This window comes from Flavobacterium aureirubrum (genome assembly GCF_038739835.1).
GTDB lineage: Bacteria > Bacteroidota > Bacteroidia > Flavobacteriales > Flavobacteriaceae > Flavobacterium > Flavobacterium aureirubrum.
In genome coordinates this window covers 64407-84971 of record NZ_JBCGDO010000008.1, presented here as the reverse complement: position 1 = coordinate 84971, position 20565 = coordinate 64407, and the positions used below count along the sequence as shown (strand labels likewise).

16 protein-coding genes are annotated in these 20565 nt (G+C 33.8%); 5 read left to right on the top strand and 11 right to left on the bottom strand.

Annotated elements, in window-relative coordinates:
• Window positions 1-30: 30 nt before the first annotated feature.
• On the bottom strand, window positions 31-897 hold the full coding sequence (locus WFZ85_RS08025) for a DMT family transporter (protein ID WP_342695768.1): 867 nt from the start codon (window positions 895-897) through the stop codon (window positions 31-33).
• A gap of 110 nt (window positions 898-1007) precedes the next feature.
• On the opposite strand from WFZ85_RS08025, the gene WFZ85_RS08020 reads away from it, so the two are divergent.
• A complete protein-coding gene (locus tag WFZ85_RS08020; protein WP_342695767.1) occupies window positions 1008-1388 on the top strand; it encodes a heavy-metal-associated domain-containing protein in 381 nt (126 codons plus the stop codon).
• Between the two features lie 46 nt (window positions 1389-1434).
• Here the strand turns inward: WFZ85_RS08020 and gldD are convergent, their stop codons facing one another.
• The 4 genes from gldD to mutY are packed head-to-tail and all read right to left on the bottom strand — an operon-like array spanning window position 1435 to window position 4842.
• Window positions 1435-1992: a gliding motility lipoprotein GldD gene (gene gldD, locus WFZ85_RS08015; protein WP_342695766.1), complete on the bottom strand. Its 558-nt coding sequence runs from the start codon at window positions 1990-1992 to the stop codon at window positions 1435-1437.
• Window positions 1993-1997: 5 nt separating this feature from the next.
• Window positions 1998-3293, bottom strand: a complete 1296-nt coding sequence (locus WFZ85_RS08010; protein WP_342695765.1) for a gliding motility-associated protein GldE — start codon at window positions 3291-3293, stop codon at window positions 1998-2000.
• Between the two features lie 24 nt (window positions 3294-3317).
• The gene (locus WFZ85_RS08005; protein WP_342695764.1) at window positions 3318-3755 is read right to left on the bottom strand and encodes a single-stranded DNA-binding protein; all 438 of its coding nucleotides are present in this window, start codon (window positions 3753-3755) and stop codon (window positions 3318-3320) included.
• A gap of 52 nt (window positions 3756-3807) precedes the next feature.
• Window positions 3808-4842, bottom strand: coding sequence for an A/G-specific adenine glycosylase (mutY, locus tag WFZ85_RS08000; protein WP_342695763.1), 1035 nt, complete (start codon window positions 4840-4842; stop codon window positions 3808-3810).
• A gap of 134 nt (window positions 4843-4976) precedes the next feature.
• Between mutY and WFZ85_RS07995 the strand changes: the two genes are divergently transcribed.
• Window positions 4977-5270: an HU family DNA-binding protein gene (locus tag WFZ85_RS07995; protein WP_342695762.1), complete on the top strand. Its 294-nt coding sequence runs from the start codon at window positions 4977-4979 to the stop codon at window positions 5268-5270.
• Between the two features lie 385 nt (window positions 5271-5655).
• Window positions 5656-7200: a ribonuclease E/G gene (locus WFZ85_RS07990; RefSeq protein ID WP_342695761.1), complete on the top strand. Its 1545-nt coding sequence runs from the start codon at window positions 5656-5658 to the stop codon at window positions 7198-7200.
• A 249-nt stretch (window positions 7201-7449) separates the two neighbouring features.
• On the opposite strand, the gene pbpC is transcribed toward WFZ85_RS07990, so the two are convergent.
• The 4 genes from pbpC to WFZ85_RS07970 form a co-directional block, all read right to left on the bottom strand.
• Complete coding sequence (pbpC, locus tag WFZ85_RS07985; protein ID WP_342695760.1) at window positions 7450-9840, bottom strand: penicillin-binding protein 1C; 2391 nt, start codon at window positions 9838-9840, stop codon at window positions 7450-7452.
• 36 nt (window positions 9841-9876) lie between these two features.
• On the bottom strand, window positions 9877-10467 hold the full coding sequence (locus WFZ85_RS07980; protein WP_342695759.1) for a transposase: 591 nt from the start codon (window positions 10465-10467) through the stop codon (window positions 9877-9879).
• A 117-nt stretch (window positions 10468-10584) separates the two neighbouring features.
• The gene (locus WFZ85_RS07975; protein ID WP_342695758.1) at window positions 10585-16224 is read right to left on the bottom strand and encodes an alpha-2-macroglobulin family protein; all 5640 of its coding nucleotides are present in this window, start codon (window positions 16222-16224) and stop codon (window positions 10585-10587) included.
• Window positions 16225-16356: 132 nt separating this feature from the next.
• Entirely contained in the window at window positions 16357-16800 is a 444-nt protein-coding gene (locus tag WFZ85_RS07970; protein ID WP_342695757.1) for a nucleoside deaminase, read from the bottom strand.
• A gap of 37 nt (window positions 16801-16837) precedes the next feature.
• Between WFZ85_RS07970 and WFZ85_RS07965 the strand changes: the two genes are divergently transcribed.
• Window positions 16838-18631, top strand: coding sequence for a 1-deoxy-D-xylulose-5-phosphate synthase (locus WFZ85_RS07965; RefSeq protein WP_342695756.1), 1794 nt, complete (start codon window positions 16838-16840; stop codon window positions 18629-18631).
• Between the two features lie 19 nt (window positions 18632-18650).
• Here WFZ85_RS07965 and WFZ85_RS07960 read toward each other — a convergent pair whose 3' ends face one another.
• Complete coding sequence (locus WFZ85_RS07960; RefSeq protein ID WP_342695755.1) at window positions 18651-19547, bottom strand: hypothetical protein; 897 nt, start codon at window positions 19545-19547, stop codon at window positions 18651-18653.
• Window positions 19548-19552: 5 nt separating this feature from the next.
• Window positions 19553-20095, bottom strand: coding sequence for a hypothetical protein (locus WFZ85_RS07955; RefSeq protein WP_342695754.1), 543 nt, complete (start codon window positions 20093-20095; stop codon window positions 19553-19555).
• Between the two features lie 191 nt (window positions 20096-20286).
• On the opposite strand from WFZ85_RS07955, the gene WFZ85_RS07950 reads away from it, so the two are divergent.
• Entirely contained in the window at window positions 20287-20520 is a 234-nt protein-coding gene (locus WFZ85_RS07950; RefSeq protein WP_342695753.1) for a helix-turn-helix domain-containing protein, read from the top strand.
• The last annotated feature ends 45 nt before the right edge of the window (window positions 20521-20565 follow it).

The window sequence follows — 20565 nt, the reverse complement described above, 5'->3', positions numbered from 1 at the left end:
AGAAAGACCATTAGCAATAGTGGTCTTTTTTTATTTCTTACTCGAAAGATAAACTCCAATAAGTATTACAAAAGCACCTAAAAATTGAACTGGCGTGAGCATTTCATTATCTAATAATCCCCAAAAAAAAGCAACAACAGGAATCAAATAAGTTACTGATGTAGCAAAAACAGGCGATGATATTTGTATTAATTTATAAAATAGAATATTGGCTATTCCTGTTCCAATTATTCCGAGAACTGCAATAAATAGCATCGCGTGTGTAACTTTTTCATGAAAAATAATGGTAGAAAAATCAGTTAATAATAAAATTAACAATGCCGGAAACAACATTACAAGAAAATTTCCTGTGGTAATGGACAACGGTTTAATTTCTGATAAATATTTTTTTATAAAATTTACATTCAAAGCATAACAAACAGAGGCAATTATGATTAAAATAGTGTAGAAATAATTCTGATTTGGGTGATTTATTGCTCCGTTAAATATTAATAAAATCGTTCCAAGAAAACCTACAGCCACACCGAAAATTTGAGTTCGTTTAAAATCTAGCCCAAAAACAACAGCTCCAAGTATCAATGTATTTAGCGGTGTCAAAGAATTTAATATTGAACTTACCGAGCTATTGATTTGAGTTTGTGCTATTGCAAAAAGATAGGCAGGTATAAACGTGCCAAATAACGAAGTTAAAGCAATATATTTCCATTTACCAGAAGGAATTGCCGTTAGACTTTTGAACCCAATAATCAAAAGAAAAATGGCACAAAAAATAATTCGAAGCGAACCTACTTGAAAAGGACTCAAGGCAATCAATCCCCTTTTTATAAGTATAAAAGAACTTCCCCAAATTAGGGCAAGAGCTACAAGTAATACCCATTTTAATTGTTGTGATTTCATTGCACTGATTATAATTTGTAAATTTTGTAAAAATTTTAAGAATCTGAAACTTTAATTTTCTCTAATTTTGTAATGTGTTACTTAATTAAATAATCGATAAATTAAACAAAATGAATTTCTCCAAATCTTTATTTTTATTAGCAACGGCTTCTACTCTATTCTTAAGCTGTAAAGATACTGCAAGTAAACCGCTTCCTGATAATTTAAAAGCTACTGCAACTGAAACTCAAAAAAAGAATACAGTTGAACAAAAACCATTGACTGCCAACCTAAAAATTGACGGCATGACTTGTGCGATGGGTTGTGCTAAAACTATTGAAAATAAACTTTCAAGAATGGATGGTATTCAAAAAGCCACGGTTGATTTTGACAAAAAAGAAGCTATCGTCAATTTTGATGCTGCAATCCTTTCCTCAAAAGATATTGCCAACGCTGTGCAAGCAACAGCCGATGGAAAGACGTACAAAGTTGTAGCGGTTACAGAAAATTAAAAAAACGCTTTTTACTTTTTATAAAGGAACTCTGTGAGTTCCTTTTTTATTTCCATTTAATAGTTTCTAATAAACGTTGCATATCGTTTTTTACATAACTTTCTGCTGGTAGAATCGAGTCAAAATTGGGTTTTGCGTAAAAATATATCGATCCTGTTACAAAATGTTTAATACTATCTGTAGCATAAAATAAGGAATTAGTAGCGGCATTTCCTGTAACATCATAAAACATTCCATACACTTTTCTTTCTCCATTTATAAAAGGTTGTTCCATGATTGCATCTGCTTTTTGCGTATGCAATTTATAAGTTAAATTTTGTGCATCTCTCAACAAAGAGGCAATATCGTTATTGACTGTTTTATAAGTGAGATAAATAGTAGCTTTCATTTTGGGATATTGAATGGTAAAACCACAATTTTTATCTTCTTTAATAATAACATCGTCATTTATTTCAAATTCAAATGGGCAATTGTTGTTAAAAGTGGCATATCGAGCTTCAGGATAATCCAACCGTAGCTGACTTGCTGGTTTTGGCAATACATCATTCTTACAGCTTATAATGAAGACTGCTAGCGTAAAAAGACCAATTATTTTTTTAATCATTTTAGTTATTCTAAAGTTACTTTGATTTGTTTTATTCTCTTTTTATCAACGGATTCAATGGTGAAAAACAGACTTGTAAAATGTATTTTTTGCCCTTTTTTAGGAAAATTTCCTAAGATTTCTAAAATAAGTCCGGCCAGCGTTTCTGCTTCTCCCTTAGAGTTTTCGAATGCATTTTCATCAACATCTAAAATTCTGTAAAAATCTTTTAAATTAATTTTTCCTTCAAACAAGAAATTCTTGTCATCTATTTGTGAGAAATTTAAATTTTCATCGTCAAATTCATCCGATATATCACCCACAATTTCTTCAATTACATCTTCCAGCGAAACCAATCCCGATGTGCCACCATACTCATCAACTACTATGGCCAAATGACTTTTTAAACTCTGAAAGTCTTTTAATAAATCGTCCAGTTTTTTATTTTCGGGAACAAAAAAAGGTTCGCGCATTAATTTATTCCAATCAAACTCCTTTTTATGAATATGTGGAATTAAATCCTTAACAAATAAAACGCCTTCAATTTGATCGATATTTTCGCGATAAACCGGAATTCTCGAATAACCTTTATCAACAATTTTGGTATATATTTCGGCAAAAGTTTCTTCAATTTCTATTGCAAATATATCAATTCTAGGACTCATAACTTGTTTTGTATCGGTGTTCCCAAAAGACACAATCCCTTCGAGAATTTTTTGTTCATCTGATGTTGTATCATCAGAAGAGGTCAACTCGAGCGCTTGAGATAATTGATCAACGGAAATATTCGTTTTTTGTTTTGCAAGCTTTTCGTGAAGATAAACCGTTACAACCCGCAGCGGAAGACTTATCGGTGATAGTATTTTATCGAGAAATGAAATGGGAACTGCAATAAACTTTGAAAACTTTACATTATTCCGACTGGCATACACTTTTGGTAAAACTTCGCCAAATAATAAAATCAAAAAAGTAATTAGGATTACTTCTATAATAAATTTGAACAATGGCGAATCAACAGCTTCAAAAAGTGCATTCCCCACAAAGGAAAAAATGATAACTACACCAATATGGCTGAAGTTATTGGCAACTAAAATGGTTGCTAGTAATTTTTTTGGCCGAGAAAGTAAATTGGTGATTAAGTTTGCTTTCGCCAAATCTTGCTGAGTTAACATATTTATATCTTTTGGTGAAAGCGAAAAAAGAGCAATTTCGGCAGCCGAAACCATAGCCGAACAAAATAACAAGAAAACAATCGCAATGATTCCAAAAAGTAAATTGGTATCAATTGAAGCAAGAAAAGTAAAACTGGGCTCAGAGTCCAATAGAAAAAAATTAGTTATACAAAATTAAAACGGCAAGTCATTTTCTAGATTAGAAGTGTTGGGCATTTCTGAATTAGGAGCTTTATTCTCATAGTTAGGAGTTTGCTTTGCTCCGTCCATCTCTTTTTTGGTAGTCAAAAAAGTGAATTCTGTCACTTGAATTTCGGTAGTATATTTTGTAGTTCCGTCTTCTGCTTGCCATTGACGTGATTTTATTCTGCCTTCTACAAATATTTTATCGCCTTTTGACAAATATTTTTCGCAAATTTCTGCCGCTTTATTTCTCACCACAAGATTATGCCACTCAGTAGAGGTAATTTTCTCGTTAGTTTGCTTGTTAATATATACTTCATTGGTAGCCAATGGAAAACGACCAATACAATTTCCTCCTTCAAAATAATGCATTTTTACATCATCACCAAGATGACCTATTAACATTACCTTATTTAATGTGCCGCTCATTATTTTATAAATTTACTTAAATCAAATTTACTACTTTTTTTGCAACGTAAAACTATTGGCTACTAATAAAATTATGAATTACAATCGGAAAAGGCATTTTTTCTATTGATTTCCAGTTTATTCCGTTTTGTATCTTACCTTCTACTTTTACTTTCCAAAATTTTATATTTAAATGCTGGTGCGAAAGTTTATGAACAATACTCTCAGAATTATATAAATGAATAGCTGTGATTTTATTTGAAACAAAATCTTGCTTTTGAATTGAACTAATGATATTCTCATCTGCTATAGCACTTTCAGTTTCTAGCAGCGGAAATTCATATAAATTTTGCCAAATTCCTTTCTGAGTGCGCTTTGTAATTATGGAATCATCATTTTCATCCAAAAAAACCAAATAATTAAAAAAACGGCTGGTCACTTTCGTCTTTTTTAATTTTACTGGTAGTAGTCCTACCTTTTTATTTTGCAAAGCCAAACAACTATCATTAAAAATACAAATATTGCAATCAGGATTTTTAGGCACACATTGCAAAGCACCAAATTCCATGATTGCTTGATTAAATAGATTAGCTTGTCCAATTGGCAACAATTGCTGTGCTATTTGTGTAAACTCTTTTTTTGCCGATGCTGAAGCAATATCGGTATCGATATCAAAATAACGTGCCAAAACTCGAAACACATTTCCGTCTACCACGGGAACATTTTCATTGTAGGCAAACGAAGCAATTGCAGCAGCAGTATATTCGCCAATACCTTTTAGTTGCAATAAATCTTTCGATGTTTTAGGAAATTCACCGTTAAATTCATAAGCAATATGCTTAGCGGTTTGGTGTAAATTTCGAGCACGCGAATAATAACCTAAACCTTGCCATAACTTTAAAACTTGTTCTTCGTGAGCGTTGGCTAGGTCAAAAACAGTGGGAAATGCTTTGGTAAAACTTAAAAAATAAGGCAATCCTTGTGCAACTCTTGTTTGCTGCAACATTATTTCAGATAACCAAATAAAATAAGGATTTGTTTGATTGCGCCATGGTAAATCGCGTTTGTTTTGTAAATACCAATGAATTAATGTATTGGAGAATTTCATAACTGAATTTAGGTTTGTAAAAATAAATGTTTATGTGATTAAATTTTAATAGATTATGCTTGAAATATTGTTTTTTTAATTCATATATTTGCAACTTCAAAAAAATTACATAACATTTATAAATACGAAAGAAAATGACGAAAGCAGATATCGTAGCAAAGATTTCAGAAAAATTAGGTCTTGAAAAAGGAGATGTTCAAGCAACAGTTGAAGCGTTTATGGAAGAAGTGAAAGCTTCATTAGAAACAGGAGATAATGTTTATTTAAGAGGTTTTGGTAGTTTTATTATTAAAACAAGAGCTGAAAAAACAGGAAGAAATATTTCTAAAAATACAACAATTAAAATTCCTGCACATAATATTCCAGCATTTAAGCCTGCCAAAGTATTTGTTGAGGCAATAAAAACGAATACAGAAGTAGCGATATAAACTTATTTATTAATAACAAAAACACCAACCTATGCCAAGTGGTAAAAAAAGAAAGAGACATAAGGTAGCGACGCACAAACGTAAAAAAAGAGCAAGAGCTAACCGTCACAAGAAGAAAAAGTAGTTCTTAACTACTTTTTCTTGTTTTTAAAAAATCGTTCATTGAAATTGAAGTTTAGTAAAAAGTATTCAGTCGCAGTTGGCAATATGCTTACTGAAAACTGCTACTGCCAACTAAAATTCGCCGGGTAATAACATACCTGTTTAAAATGTTTAATCCATCTGTATATAAAGTTGGAAGCTTGAAGCTGGTAGTTGGAAGATTTAGTTCTTTCATCTACCATCTGACATCCGACATCTGACATTACAGATAAAAATTTACAACATGAATAAAGAATTAATCATCCGTAGTGGTGAAGATGCTGTAGATTTTGCCTTATTAAAAGATGGAAAACTAATTGAATTGCATAAACAAGAAGAAAAAAGCAACTTTCAGGTTGGCGATATTTTTATTGCTAAAATCAGAAAACCAGTTGCTGGATTGAACGCTGCTTTTGTAAATGTAGGCTACGAAAAAGATGCCTTTTTACATTATCACGATTTAGGTCCAAACTTAGCTTCTTATATGAAATTCATAAAACTTGTAAGCGCAGGTAAATTAAAAGATTTCTCCCTAAAAAACTTCCAGTTTGAAAAAGAGATTGATAAAGACGGTTCTATATCAGATATTCTGACAGCCAATCAATCAGTATTAGTTCAAGTGGTGAAAGAACCTATTTCCACTAAAGGTCCAAGAATAAGCACTGAGCTTTCATTCGCAGGACGATTTGTGGTTTTAGTTCCATTTTCGGACAGGGTTTCTATTTCTCAAAAAATAGAGTCTAAAGAAGAAAAAGATCGCTTAAAAAAACTAATGCAATCTATCAAACCAAGGGGTTTTGGTGTTATTGTGAGAACAGTAGCCGAAGGCAAAAACATAGCCGAATTAGAAAAAGATTTGCAAAACCTTTTATCAAGGTGGCTTGCAATGAGTAAAAAATTACCAACCGCTCATCATCCGTCCAAAATATTGGGAGAGATGAATAAAGCATCTTCCATTTTGAGAGATGTTTTTAATGATACATTCACCAGTATTCAAGTAGATGATGCCGAGTTGTACCAAGAAACAAAGGACTATTTAGCCGAAATAGCTCCTGAGAAACAGAAAATTGTTAGGTTTTATCAGTCGAAAGACACGCCATTGTTTGAGAAATATCATATCGAACGACAAATAAAAACCTCGTTTGGTCGAACAGTTTCGATGAGTAAAGGTGCTTATTTGATTATTGAACACACCGAAGCTTTACACGTTATAGACGTAAATAGCGGAAATCGTTCAAATAAAGCCAATAATCAGGAAGACACAGCAATGGAAGTAAATATGATTGCTGCTGCCGAAATAGCCAGACAATTGCGTCTGAGAGATATGGGTGGTATTATTGTAGTTGATTTTATTGATTTGCAAAATCCTGATAATCGACAAACGTTGTTCAACTTTTTAAGAGAAGAGATGAGCGATGATAAAGCTAAACACAAGATTTTACCGCCTAGTAAATTTGGATTAGTTCAAATTACAAGGCAAAGGGTAAGACCAGAAGTAAATATTGAAACAAGGGAAGAAAATCCAAACAATTTGGCAGGTGATGTTGATGCACCTATCCAAATTATCGATAAGATTGCTTTTTCTCTTGAAAAAATTATTAAAGACCACAAAAAAGTGAAACTGAATGTTCACCCTTTTGTGGCAGCATACCTTAAAAAAGGTTTTCCATCATTACGCTCAAAATGGTTTTTTGAGCATAAAAAATGGGTGAAAATCATACCTCGTGACGCTTACACGTATCTTGAATATCGTTTCTTTGATGAAGAAGGAACGGAAATTAAGGAATAATTCCAAAATAAATATGGAATGACAAAGGACCGCTTTTCGAAAGATTAGCGGTTTTTTTATTTGGAGAGATCTGCAGCTAACCGTTGCAAGCTTGCTTTATAAGTACTGTTTTTATAAACAAAATCAGCTTCTTTGGTCGCTAGCTCTTGTTATTAAAAATTAGCATTTATCTTCACGAGGATTTACACTTCTATTTGGGCTGTTGCTAGCTATAAATCAGTCCGTTATGCCTTTTTTAAAAAGCAAAAATCATTCTCTAACAATCTCAATTTTTCTTGAAATTTCATTTCCCTGTTCATCTACAACTGTTATTCGATGTACACCAGTTTTAGCTTCAACAGGTAGATCGTGAAATGTTTTTGTTGTTCCTTTGTATGTACTATCTAGATACCAAAACAATTTAGTCTCTCTATTAGTATGCGCCACTTTTATTATTACGGGCTGAATTTTACTTTCAAAATCTCTAGTCAAGTAAACTTTACTATTCTTTTTTGGATAAATAAAATCCATTACTAGTTGATTTCCATCTTGACAATCCGCCCGAAAAGGTGGCAAAGGTTGATAATCCGCATGACCATTTTTGTAATACCATTCCATAACTGGTGGCAAAACAAACCATGTTTTTGAAACTATATTTTCTATCAATTCACAATTGCTGTTTACTCTAAACTGTTGCGAACTATCAAGATGGATTATTTTATGATATGGACAAAGCTGAGTTTTCTTTTTACTTTTCGGTATCAATTGTGATACTTTTGGACAATCTTCTTTAGCCAAATGACCACTGTGTTGACAAACTTCGGCGGTTTCTAAATCGTTCATTGGTTTAGTAAACCATCGGCTTTTTGGCAGAGCACTAAAAATGTCAAACAAAATCGGCGCTGCACTATCAACTCCTGTTAACGCAGCTCTCCCTTCTCCAGAGGCATTTCCAACCCAAATACCAACAACATAGCGAGAATTTGTTCCAATTGCCCATGCATCGCGATTTCCAAAACTGGTTCCGGTTTTCCATGCAATTTCTAGAGATGAATCATAAAACTTCCAAGCTTCGTCCCCTTCTGGGCGATTGACTTCTTTCATGGCTTCATACGTCAGATAAATGGAACCTGCGCCTAAACTATTTTTTTGTTGGGATTCAGTTCCAAAATCGCGCGGCATATCAGCGTTATAATTCAGTTCACAAAATTCACCTGAACGATACTTGCCACGAGAACGAGTGTAATGATTTACCGTAGCCGAAAGATTGGCATACGTTCGACACAAATCCCAAAGATTACTTTCTGCTCCACCCAAAATCAATGATAAACCATAATGATCAGGATGTTGATTAATATTTTTTAATTTAAATTTTATCAATGTTTCATAAAAATTAGCTACACCGTGTTGCTGTAACATCAATACCGCTGGAATATTTAATGAACGTGACAACGCACGCTGTGCTGGAACGGCACCATCAAACGTTTGATTGAAATTTTGAGGCGAATATCCCGAGATTTGGGTTGGAATATCGGCAACTAAAGTTGTTGGCAAAAGCTCGCCGTTATCGAGCATATCGGCAAAAAGCAATGGCTTTAAAATACTTCCTGTACTTCTTGGTGACGTGATTATATCAACATCTTTATCATGGTCGCTGTTGGTTGGTGAATTCCCTACATAACCAACAATATTTCGAGTTTTAACATCAATAACTAAAATTGCAAGATTATGAACTTCATTTTGCTTGTACTGATTATAATAGTATTCCCCTAGTTGATTTATTCTGTTTTGAAGGGAAACATCAATGGTTGTTCGAATTCGCTTTCCTTCATTGGTTTTAGCGATTTGTTGTAATAAATGAGGTGCAATTTGCGGCACATTATATGGTTTTTGAGGCAACGGTTCTTGAATGGATAGCTCATAGGTCAATTTATCCATCAAATTGTTTTGGTACAATTTAAGCAACAAAGCATTACGTTTTTTACGCAGTTTTTCTTGATTTTTTCCCGGATAAATTAAACTCGGTGCATTGGGCAAAACCGCCAAAGTTGCACTTTCTGCCCAAGATAATTGATGTGATTGCACACCAAAATAACGCCAAGCTGCCATTTCTAAACCTACAACATTTCCACCAAAAGGTGCGTGAGCTGCATATAAATCTATTATTTCGGATTTGGAATGGCGAAATTCCAATCGGGTTGAAAGGATAATTTCGAGGATTTTTTCAAAATAGGTTCGTTTACTTTTTCGTGACATTCGAATGACTTGCTGAGAAATTGTACTTCCGCCACGAACTACTTTGCCAGCTTTTCGATTTTGTTGAAATGCTTTGAACATCGCCACGGGATTGAACCCAAAATGCTGATAAAAATGTTCGTCTTCATAGTAAACCAAACATTTTTTGAACTTATCTGGAACGCTATCGTTGGCAGGAAATCGCCATTGTCCATCACGAGCAATTTTGGCAGCCAATAATTCACCATCACTACTTTCAATAACAGTTGCATAAGGTTCGTTGAAAAGTGTTTGCGGCAATGAAAAGTAATAAACTACAAGAAGAATAAATGTTATTGTCGATTTCTTCGGGTTGTTTTTAACCCAAGTAGAAATTTTAGCAAAAAGCTTTTTCAAACTATTTATTATATCTGAAACAAAAGTCATTTACTTTTAATTAGTCTATTCCTTTTATAGAAAAAATTATACATCAAAAATATCTATCACGTTTATAAAACCTTCATAACGGATACTATTTTCATTGTGAAAATGAACGAAATTATCTTTCCCTCCAAAAAGTTCTAAAATATAATTTCTTTCAAGACTAGTCTGTTTTTCTGATAAAAATGAATTGTATGAAGAATGTCTGTAAGTTGTAAAATCGTTTGTAAAATTATGTTTCAATGGATTTAAATGAATATAAACTATTAACTGTCGCAAATAATCTTCGTCTTCAACCCTATTTCTTTGTGGATGTTCCTGAAAAAGACTACCAAATCTATCATAAGCTTTATTGACACTTTTTGTATAAGTATTAAACAAATTGGAAAACGGTAAATGAACTTTGTCCTTATATTTTTCAGGCAATTCGTGATTTTCTCTAATCTTTAAAGCCAAATGAAAATGATTTTTTAGCAAACAATAAGCATAAATCTCAGAAATAGGCAAAAGATATTTTTTTACTAACTGAAGAAAATAACTGTAATTTCTTTCTTCTATAAATATATCTTCTTTGTTATTTCCTCTATTATAAAAATGATAAATTCCACCTGGTTCTAACACATCTTTTTTCATACTATTTTTTGCCTTAATTATTCCTAACAGGTCTTTTTCGACCTGTTAGGTTTTAATTTTAAGATTATCATAACCTTCTTTTTATACCTAACAGGTTTTGAAAACCTGTTAGGAAATTTATTTCACTATTTCAACCCATTTTCCGGCGGTTCGAGCAATGAAACTATGGTCATACATGGCTTCGCATTGCAATCCTGGCAAATAATATTTACCTAGATAGGAAGCGTTCAAAACCATTCTGAAACGTCGGGTTTCATTGGCTTTTAAGCTAAAATAATAATTGGCTCTGTCGTCGCGAATATCGATGTAATCGGCGTTGTTTTCGGCGGCGTTGCCAAAATCGGTGTAACGCGTGTTGACGATTTCAAATCCGGACGGAACGATTTGTGTCAATGCTATATTTTCGACAAATTCGTTCTTTTGGTTGGTTAAAACCACTTCGGCAATGCATTCGGTTCCTTGGGTAATTTTGGACAAATCGATGGTTTTTCCTTTTCGGTCTTTGAACTGAATGGAAGCAGACAAATTATTTGACATTGGCTGTTCGTTTCCAACAGGAAGAATTCCGCTGTTGATAATTCGGATGAATAATGTGTTGTTTTTGTTGTTCTTCAAAATAACACCATTATTTCCTGTTTTGACAGAAAGATTTCGCTGAACGATGGCTTTGGTCGTGTTGATGTTTTGCACATTTTTACCATCAGTCAGTTGAACGGTTACACCTTTTCCACCATTGATTTTTGCAAATTTTGACATAGCATATAATCCATAAGCTGTAGTTTGTGTACTCATCCACGTAGCAGAAGACAGATTTTTTGCCAATTTGGTTGCCATTTCAAAAGCCTTTTGTTTTTGTCCTAAAAGCAACAATGTTTCCAATGCCATGGCACGGTTTCTTTCGGCGGAACCATACCAATAATAATAGGTTTCGGTATTTTCATCAATAATTGATTTTGACAACAATGCTAATCCAGCTTGGTTTTGTTTTACCAAAGCATACGCCGCTGCGAGACGAAGCTTGCTTTCATTGGAAATTCCGGCAGTTTCGCGCAAACGGTTCATCGAAGCCAAATCGGGCGAACTTGCCAAAGCTAAAGTATAAAGACGATAGGCTTGTGCTTCATCATTTCTATATTGACTTTCAAATCGCCATTGTTTTGCCATTTTTTGTTGATAGGAAATCCATTTGCTTTTGAAATTTACTGGTAGAACATATCCTTTTTTCTCTGCTTCAATCAGGAAATGTCCGGCATAACTTGTTCCCCAATCATCGGCCGTTGTATTCCCTTGCCAATAGGAGAAACCTCCGTTTGGCAACTGGAAATTTCCTAATTTTTGAATTCCGGCAGTGACATTTTTCTGGATATTTTGTTTTTTGGTGGCATCCAAATCTAAAACATCATTCAAATACAACTGCGGAAATACTGATGATGTAGTTTGCTCCACACAACCATGTGGATATTGAATTAAATAATTCAAACGACGACCAAAATCGATAGTCGGCATGGATGAAATTTCGATAATCGCTTTGTTGCTTCTGGCTACGCCAAATGTTTTCCAATTAAGCGATTTTGTTTCGTTGGCTTTCAACACATAATCTGAAAATGCGTTGGTTACCGGATTTGGATTGGTCACATCAACCTCAACTTCATAGACTGATTTTTCTTTCCCCGAAGTAGCTATAATTCGAATTTTTTCAATTCCGGTTACTTGTCCAACTTCCAAATTGAAATACGTCATTTTCTCATCAGGTTGCGCAAAAGAAACTATTTGACTTGCGTTTCCTAAGACTTTTACTAACCCATTAGTTTTTACTTGAACGGATACATTTTTAATGTTTTTTTCTGTAGCAAATAGTGTTACTGGCAGAGTTACTTTTTCCGACGGAGATATTTTTCGCGGAAGCGAAGCCAATAGCATCAACGGACTTTTTACTGTAGTTGTTTTTTCAGCACTTCCATAAGCAGCTTCTTCGGCATTGGCAGCCACAACCATTGTTCGAACAGAACCGATATATTTTGGTATCTTAATTTGATGTGACTTTGTTTGTCCTTTTTCTAATTTAAATGGTCCAAGATAAATTACTACCGGTTTGAAACGATTCGCTTTTTTGGCTTTTCCACCACCTAAACTGGCATCACCACCAATACTGAAAACCTGATTTACTTTTCCGCCATAAGCTCCGATTACATCATCATAAATATCCCAAGTTCTCACTCCAAGTGCTTCACGTTTATAAAAATCAGTCCAAGCATTTGGTGTTTTAAAACGAGTTAAATCAAGTAATCCATCATCCACAACAGCAATCGTATAGGTCATTGGTTTTCCGTTTTTCTCGCTTACTTTGATGGTAGTTTTTTGTTCCGGTCGTACGACATCAGGCATAACTAATTTAGGTTCTAAAACCGTATTTTTATTAATCACCTCCAATGAAACAATGCCATACATTCTGATTGGTGCATCATTTTTAGTCGAAGCATGAGGTTGCAACAAGGTTACATTTACATAAACATTTGGTGCCATATCACCCGTAATTGGTAAATCAACTAAAGTTTCGGTTTTTTTAGTTTTAGTCCAAATGGTTTTCAGCACTTTAGTTCCGTTTTCAATTGAAATTAAAGCTCTTCCGCCTTCACTTGATGGGAAGAAAATTTTTGCGGTTTCGCCTACATTGTATTTTTCTTTATCTGTTGAAAAACGAAGCATTGTCGCTTCCTGACCGTTTGTATTTCGAGATTTTGCCGACCAATATGGATAATCTAGAAAAACTGTTTGTGCCGCAGCATGTCCATCCATTGGATCATAAACTCTAATCATATATCTTCCCCAATCATCATCAGGAACAGAAAATTGAATATGGGCTTTACCCAAAGCATTAGTATTTACACGGTAAAATTTATAAGTTGTAGTTGAATTTGAAGTATTATAATTCGACAAATTATCATTGGACGAATCCCACCACCAACGCGATTCCATTCGGTAAACGCTCACTTCAAGATTGCGAACCGATTTTGGTTTTCCATTTTCAGAAAGGGTAACAATATCAAATTTGTTTGTTCTTCCAGTTTCTAATAAGCCGTATTTATTTGGTTCTGGTGATTTAACTCCAACATATGTTTGATATGGCGAATAAGATGCCGAGGCTACATCGGTACTGAAATCACCTCCATTTTCATATACTTTTGTAATGAACGCAGCGCGCAACATTCCTGGTGCTTGACCTTGTAAAGTTGGATTGATATTAACTTTTGCTTTTCCATTTTCATCTACTTTACCCGAGAAAATGTTAAACTCTTCGGTATAAAAACTTCGCGTTGGATCATCAAAAACGTATTTATCAAATCCTTTGAAAGTAGTTACTTGCTGAGAAAATTTTGCCTGAACATCAAGCTTTAAATTTTTAGCAACGGCACCGTGTAACCACAATACTTGAATATTATTGATGTTAGTTTTGGATGCTGATAAAATCGGTTCGTTGAAACTGTTCTTAATTTTTAATCGATTGGGTTTAATGGTTTCAATCTTGATGCTTTTGTAAAATTTGGCGCCACCAACACTAACCATCGCTTCCCAATTTCCGGTTAATGCCGAAGATTGCGTAGGAACGATAAATTTGTAATGATTTACTTCATTTCCAGTTTGTACCGTTTGAAATTGTGTTTTTCCGTTGGGATCATTCAATCGAAATTTGATTGGATGATTTTTGGGTAATGGATTGGCTTTGTCATTCAAAATAAAAGAAACAAAAAGCGTATCGCCTGGACGCCAAACACCTCTTTCACCATAAATGTAACCTTTCAAACCTTTTTCGAGCGTTGCTCCAGAAACATCAAAATTACTTACTGATAATGAAAGGTTGTCGTCCAATTTTACATAAGTCGAACTTTTTCCATCCGTAACAATAGCAAAATAAGCGTATTTGTTTAACGAAAAATTTGCCATTCCATCGCCATCTGTTTTAGAATCGGCTATTTTTTGTTGTTGAAAATTATACAATTCAACCGTTGCTCCAGAAACTGGCTCGGTATCCACAATATTACTAACGGCAACCGCTATCGATTTATCATTGCCGCGTTTTACAATCACACCTAAATCGGAAGCTAAAATATTAGTTCCTATTTTGGTATTGTAGAAATAATATCCAGAACACGGATCTTGACTTTCGCGCCATTCATAATCTTGCTCATAGTAGTAATCATAGCCATTGTTACTATAATTCACATCGTCTTCATTAACTTCTTCTTCGTTTTCTTCATAAGCATCTTCATCTATCATGGCACTGCATTTGTACAACGAGTATTTTTTCTTATAGGAGAATTCTACTCGATAAATTGCTCCGGGTTCGGGTGTTACAAATTTTGCAATGTCCAAAGCATAGACATTCCATTTAGAATAGTCAATCAGATTATTTTGCTTGAGTTCAATCGTTCCTTTGGCAATAGGTTGACTTACTTGACGAAGATTTCTTGTCCCGTTCAATTCGTTATCTTGAAGAAATTGCAGAATATTATTCTTATAGATTTTATAGATTTTGACATCAACCGCATTCAAATTTGCCGCTTCAAAATTAATTTTCAAATTATTGGAACTTGGCAAAATTGTACCGCTTTTCAATAGTTTTACACCCGGTTTTATTTGCTCGAATGTTAGTTTTTCTGAATAATTGGCTTTCATTTTAAAACCGTCAAAACTTTCAATTCCTTGAAAAATTTCGACCAACTTAATTCCTGAAAAACCAGTTTCATTCGTTTCATTTATTTCCTGAACTTCTTCAACATATTCTTCTTCATAAGCAACGGCTGCAGTATCAATAGCAGCTGAAACGGTATCGGTAACAATCGCGGTTTCGCCTTTATCTACTTTGGATGTTGGTTTTTTATCAAAAAACACTTTGAGAACATTTCCCATTGTAGCAAATTTCAAATTATCGGTGTTTTCAATCGCTACCAATCCACTAAAATCCTGATCTTTCTTCAACGGATCAGAAAAATTAATTAAAATCGACTGATTGTTTACATCGCCAATTTTTATATCCAAAACTTTAAACTGATTTTTACCCGGAATAAGTACTGATGCCTTTCCGCTTTGTTCAATATCTACTTTATCGCCATCCCATTCTAGCTCAATATTAGTATCATTTGTTGATCGTTGAATACTGTCAACCATAAACTTGAATTCAGTTGGTGTACTTGTGGCTTTATCAAATTTAATTTTCAAATCTTTGCCGTCTTGTTTTGCTTCGATTATTTTTTGAGCATCTTCAAAGCTAAGATTATCCGCTGTTTTAAGTGTTCCATTCAAGTAATAAAAATCCTTATTATACGATTGCAAATCTTGAGTAGAAACAATAAAATCCTGCTTAATTGTTCGCAAAGAAAATTTAAAATCTTCCAATTCCTTTGGAACTGCATTCAACTTGGACAAGTGTAATGTAATTTGATACAACGTATTTTGTTCCAATTTTTCATTTGGCAAAAAAGCAATAGTATTATTGGATAAAGCAACTACTTTTCCTTTTACACTTGGCGAAATATCAAATATATTTGGATCCAATTCTTGATTAGGTTTCCAATCACTTTTGCTGAAAGCCAGTTGTACTCTGACATCCGAATTGACCGAGACATAACCCGATGAAAAACCCGTGATGTAATCTTTAAAAAGTGAAAAATCAGAGTCGAAATCGGCTATCGATTTTTTAGAACAGGAATGCAATAGAAAAATTGCAAAAAGCAAACCGATAATCTTTTTAGTTTTCATAGTCGGATAAAGGAATTATTTGTTAGAACTTGTTACTTGAAAGTATAAAACTCCAATTAACATCATAACGTTAAAACTATGAAAAAAAGTACTTGACAAGGATAGAATGTTCAGAATCTTTTTCTGTGAAAATTATTTTCTTCTTTGTGCAAAAAAACGAGTCATCAATTCCGATGATTCTTTGGCTAAAATACCAAATCTTACTTCAGTTTTTGGATGTAATTGAGTTCCTAAAGTCATAAAACCACGTTGTTCATCGCGTGCGCCAAAAACAATTTTTGAAATTTGGCTCCAATATAAAGCTCCAGCACACATTTGGCATGGTTCGAGCGTAACATAGAGCGTGCAACCTTTTAAATATTTTCCACCAATAAAATTGGCTGCCGAAGTAATGGCTTGCATTTCGGCATGAGCAGTTACGTCGTTAAGCATTTCGGTCAAATTATGACTTCTCGCAATAACTTTATTGTCAATTACAATTACTGCACCAACAGGAATTTCCCCTTTTTCAAAAGCAGTTTCAGCTTCTTGCAAAGCTTTTTTCATAAAATATTCGTCGGTAAAAGGGTTTTCCATAAAACAAAAATACAATTTCAATTCGTACATTTGTTCTATGTCAAAAAAATTGCTCGAACATATCACCAGCCCAACTGATTTACGAAAATTATCCCTTTTGGAATTGCCTCAATTGGCTAAGGAATTGCGCGATTTTATAATCGATATTGTTTCTGTAAAAGAAGGTCATCTTGGCGCAAGTCTTGGTGTTATTGAACTTACAATTGCTTTGCATTATGTTTTTGATACGCCAAATGATTTATTAGTTTGGGATGTTGGACATCAAGCATATGGCCATAAAATTTTAACCGAACGAAGAACCAAATTTGATACCAATCGGCAACTTGGCGGCATTTCGGGTTTTCCAAAACGAAGTGAAAGTGTGTATGATACTTTCGGTGTTGGACATTCTTCCACTTCTATTTCTGCAGCTTTAGGAATGGCAATTGCTTCGCAACTGAAAGGTGAAAAAAAACATCACATTGCCGTGATTGGCGATGCGTCAATTGCAAGCGGAATGGCTTTTGAAGGTTTAAATCACGCTGGAGTTACAGATGCTAATTTATTGGTGATTTTGAACGATAATGCTATCGGAATTGATCCAAGCGTTGGTGCGTTGAAACACTATTTGACTTCGGTTAAAGAAGGGAAAAACCCGAAGCAAAACAACATGATTAAGTCTTTGAATTTCGATTATTCTGGTCCGATTGACGGGCATGATTTGCCGCTTTTAATTCAAGAATTAGAGCGATTAAAAAAAGTAAATGGCCCTAAGTTTTTACACATTATTACGACTAAAGGGAAAGGTTTACAACAAGCTGAAGAAGACCAAGTAAAATATCATGCGCCAGGAAAATTTGATGCTGCAACGGGAGAAATTCAAAAGAAATCAGAAGAGGATTTACCACTTAAATTCCAAGATGTTTTTGGGTTAACACTAGTAGAATTAGCAAAAAATAATCCTAAAATCATTGGAATCACACCAGCCATGCCCAGTGGAAGTTCGATGAAGTTTATGATGGAAACTTTTCCTGAACGTGCATTTGATGTAGGGATTGCAGAACAACACGCCGTGACACTTGCTGCTGGAATGGCTACACAAGGTATGGTCGTTTTTTGTAACATCTACAGCACATTCATGCAACGAGCCTATGACCAAATCATTCATGATGTAGCTTTGCAAAATTTGCCTGTTATATTTTGTTTGGATAGAGCAGGTTTAGTAGGCGAAGATGGCGCAACGCATCATGGCGTTTTTGATTTAGCATATATGCGTTGTATTCCTAATATGATTATTTATGCTCCAAAAGACGAAGTAGAGCTGCAAAACATCATGTTTACCGCTTCTTTAGGATTGAAACATCCTATTGCTATTAGATATCCAAGAGGAAGAGGATTTTTGAAAGATTTCAGATTTCAGATTTCAGATTTCAAATTTGAAAAAATCGAAATTGGCAAAGCTAAAAAATTAAAAAAAGGCAAAAAAATAGCCGTTTTGTCTACCGGAACTATCGCGCATAATGTCACTACAGCACTTGCCGAATTAGACAATCCTAACGAAATAGCGCACTATCATTTTGGGTTTGTAAAGCCGTTGGATGAAAAAAAGTTACACAAGATATGTGATAAATTCTTAACCGTAATCACCGTTGAAGATGGCGTGACGACAGGTGGTTTTGGGAGTGCTATTCTTGAATTTGCTGCCAAAAATGATTATGTCAACGAAGTTTTTTTATGTGGCATTCCTGATTATTTTATTGAACATGGCACTATTGATGAATTACAACAATTTTGCAACATTGATGTTGATGGTTTAAAATCGTTGTTTTCTAGCTTGCTTGAGGAAGAGTAAGTATAAATTTTATTGCGGTTTAGTCTTTGTATATTATTATGCCAAAAGAAGCGGTTGGACAGTTTTTGTATACGACATCTTCTTTTACCTTATCTTTAAACCTTTCCATATTTTTCCACGGATAAAAAGAAAAAACGTCCTGTTGGAATGTGTCGCAGTTTTCCGAAACGTCGTTCAATTCAATGTAGCCATTTTGGAAGTCCACGCTTTTGAACGTGCTGTTTTCTTCGTTTAAAACACCAAACCATTCTATGCCCACAAAAGCACCTTTAGCTGGAAATTCTATATTATAACGTGAAACATCGTGATCAATTAGTTTTCTGCTCTTACCGTCCAAAATTACAATTATTTCCTGCTGCAATAGTTCCTTTCCAGGCGTATTTGTAATTGTATCTTTTTCAAATAAATGCAATTTGAAACCCACTTTTGTAGGATAGAGATTTCCTATTCTCAATAAGAAAGAGTGAATAATTTTAGGCTCGTTTAAAGGATTATCTACAAAAGTGCAAATTTTTCGCCCCTTGCTCGCGCTTAAATGTGATTTTCGTTTGCTTTTTGAATAGCCTAAAGTAGTGAACTCTTCTTTTTTACTTGCTTTAATTATAACCTCTTTAAGCGGATACACTGTTGGTGTGAGCAACAGTGTATCAGTACTTAAGTTGTTTTTTAAAACTTCAAGATTTTCATATCCTAAACTTGTCACTTTGATTTTATTAAATAAAATGTCTTTCGGTATATTTATTTTACCATTATCAGAGCAGTATCCGCCATGCACAAATGCACTATCAAGAAATAAAAAATAGTTTGCAAAAGGGATGATATCTTTTTTTTGCACATCTTTAACAAATAAACTTTGTGAATTTACAAGTAAAAAGTTGAGAAAAAATGATAAAATAAAAATAGATTTTTTACGCATTGAATTTAATTTAGTAACATATTAACACGGAACTTCATTGTATTGAACAACATTTTTAACCCTAAAATATAATGAGTTCGTACCACTGTTTGAAAACCTTCATCACATCCGCCAACAGGTGTCCAGGCTGTCCAACCCCAAAACCTTCTTCTCTCTGAGCTTCCTGCGGCAATCTCCGCGTTGTAACCTTCAAATAGTTTAATAAAATCGAACCCATTACTACTTGCCCATTCTTGCAAAAGGTCAATATTTTCTTTTACTAAGGTTTCATTGATTGCGACATTATAAGCAAACAATTTTAAATCGTCTCTATCGACATCTACGAAATACAAAAATTCATCAGTTTCTTTATCTGTAACAATATATCCTCTAGCTCTCTCATCAACGCCTACAAAGATTTCTGAAAGCTTAACACTCTCAAATTCCACAGTTCGCGCATCTGCTAAACTATTTGAATTACTAAGTTTTGTTTCAACCGTTTTACCAATACGGAAATCGGTTTTATAAAATGATTTTAAATAAGCTGCAACTTTAGCATTACTGCCCACATTTTGACTTTCCTCTTATTTACTGCAGCTAATTAAAAATAAAGAAACGGATAAAAATAAGACTACGGATTTTAAAAAACATTTTTTCGTAAAAAAAATTTAAACTAATGATTTCAAACTTACAATTAAATTTAAAATAATGACAAATATGTAATTATCTTTTTCACTTGCAATAATCACAACTTGGAATCATGCCAAAACAAATTCAAAACATAACTTTAACCAAAGCAATAGTTAGTTGTATCAAAGAAATAAGAAAATCAAAAAAAATAACTCTTGAAGTTTTTTATTTTGATACTGGCATTCATTTAGCAAGAATAGAACAAGGAAATCAAAATATTTCAGTAGCTACGCTGGCTAAAATTTGTGACTATTTACAAATTTCTCTAAGTGATTTTTTTCTAATGGTTGAGAAAAAGAGATAATTACTATTTTCCGCATCATAGACTATATTTTAATGTTTATTTATG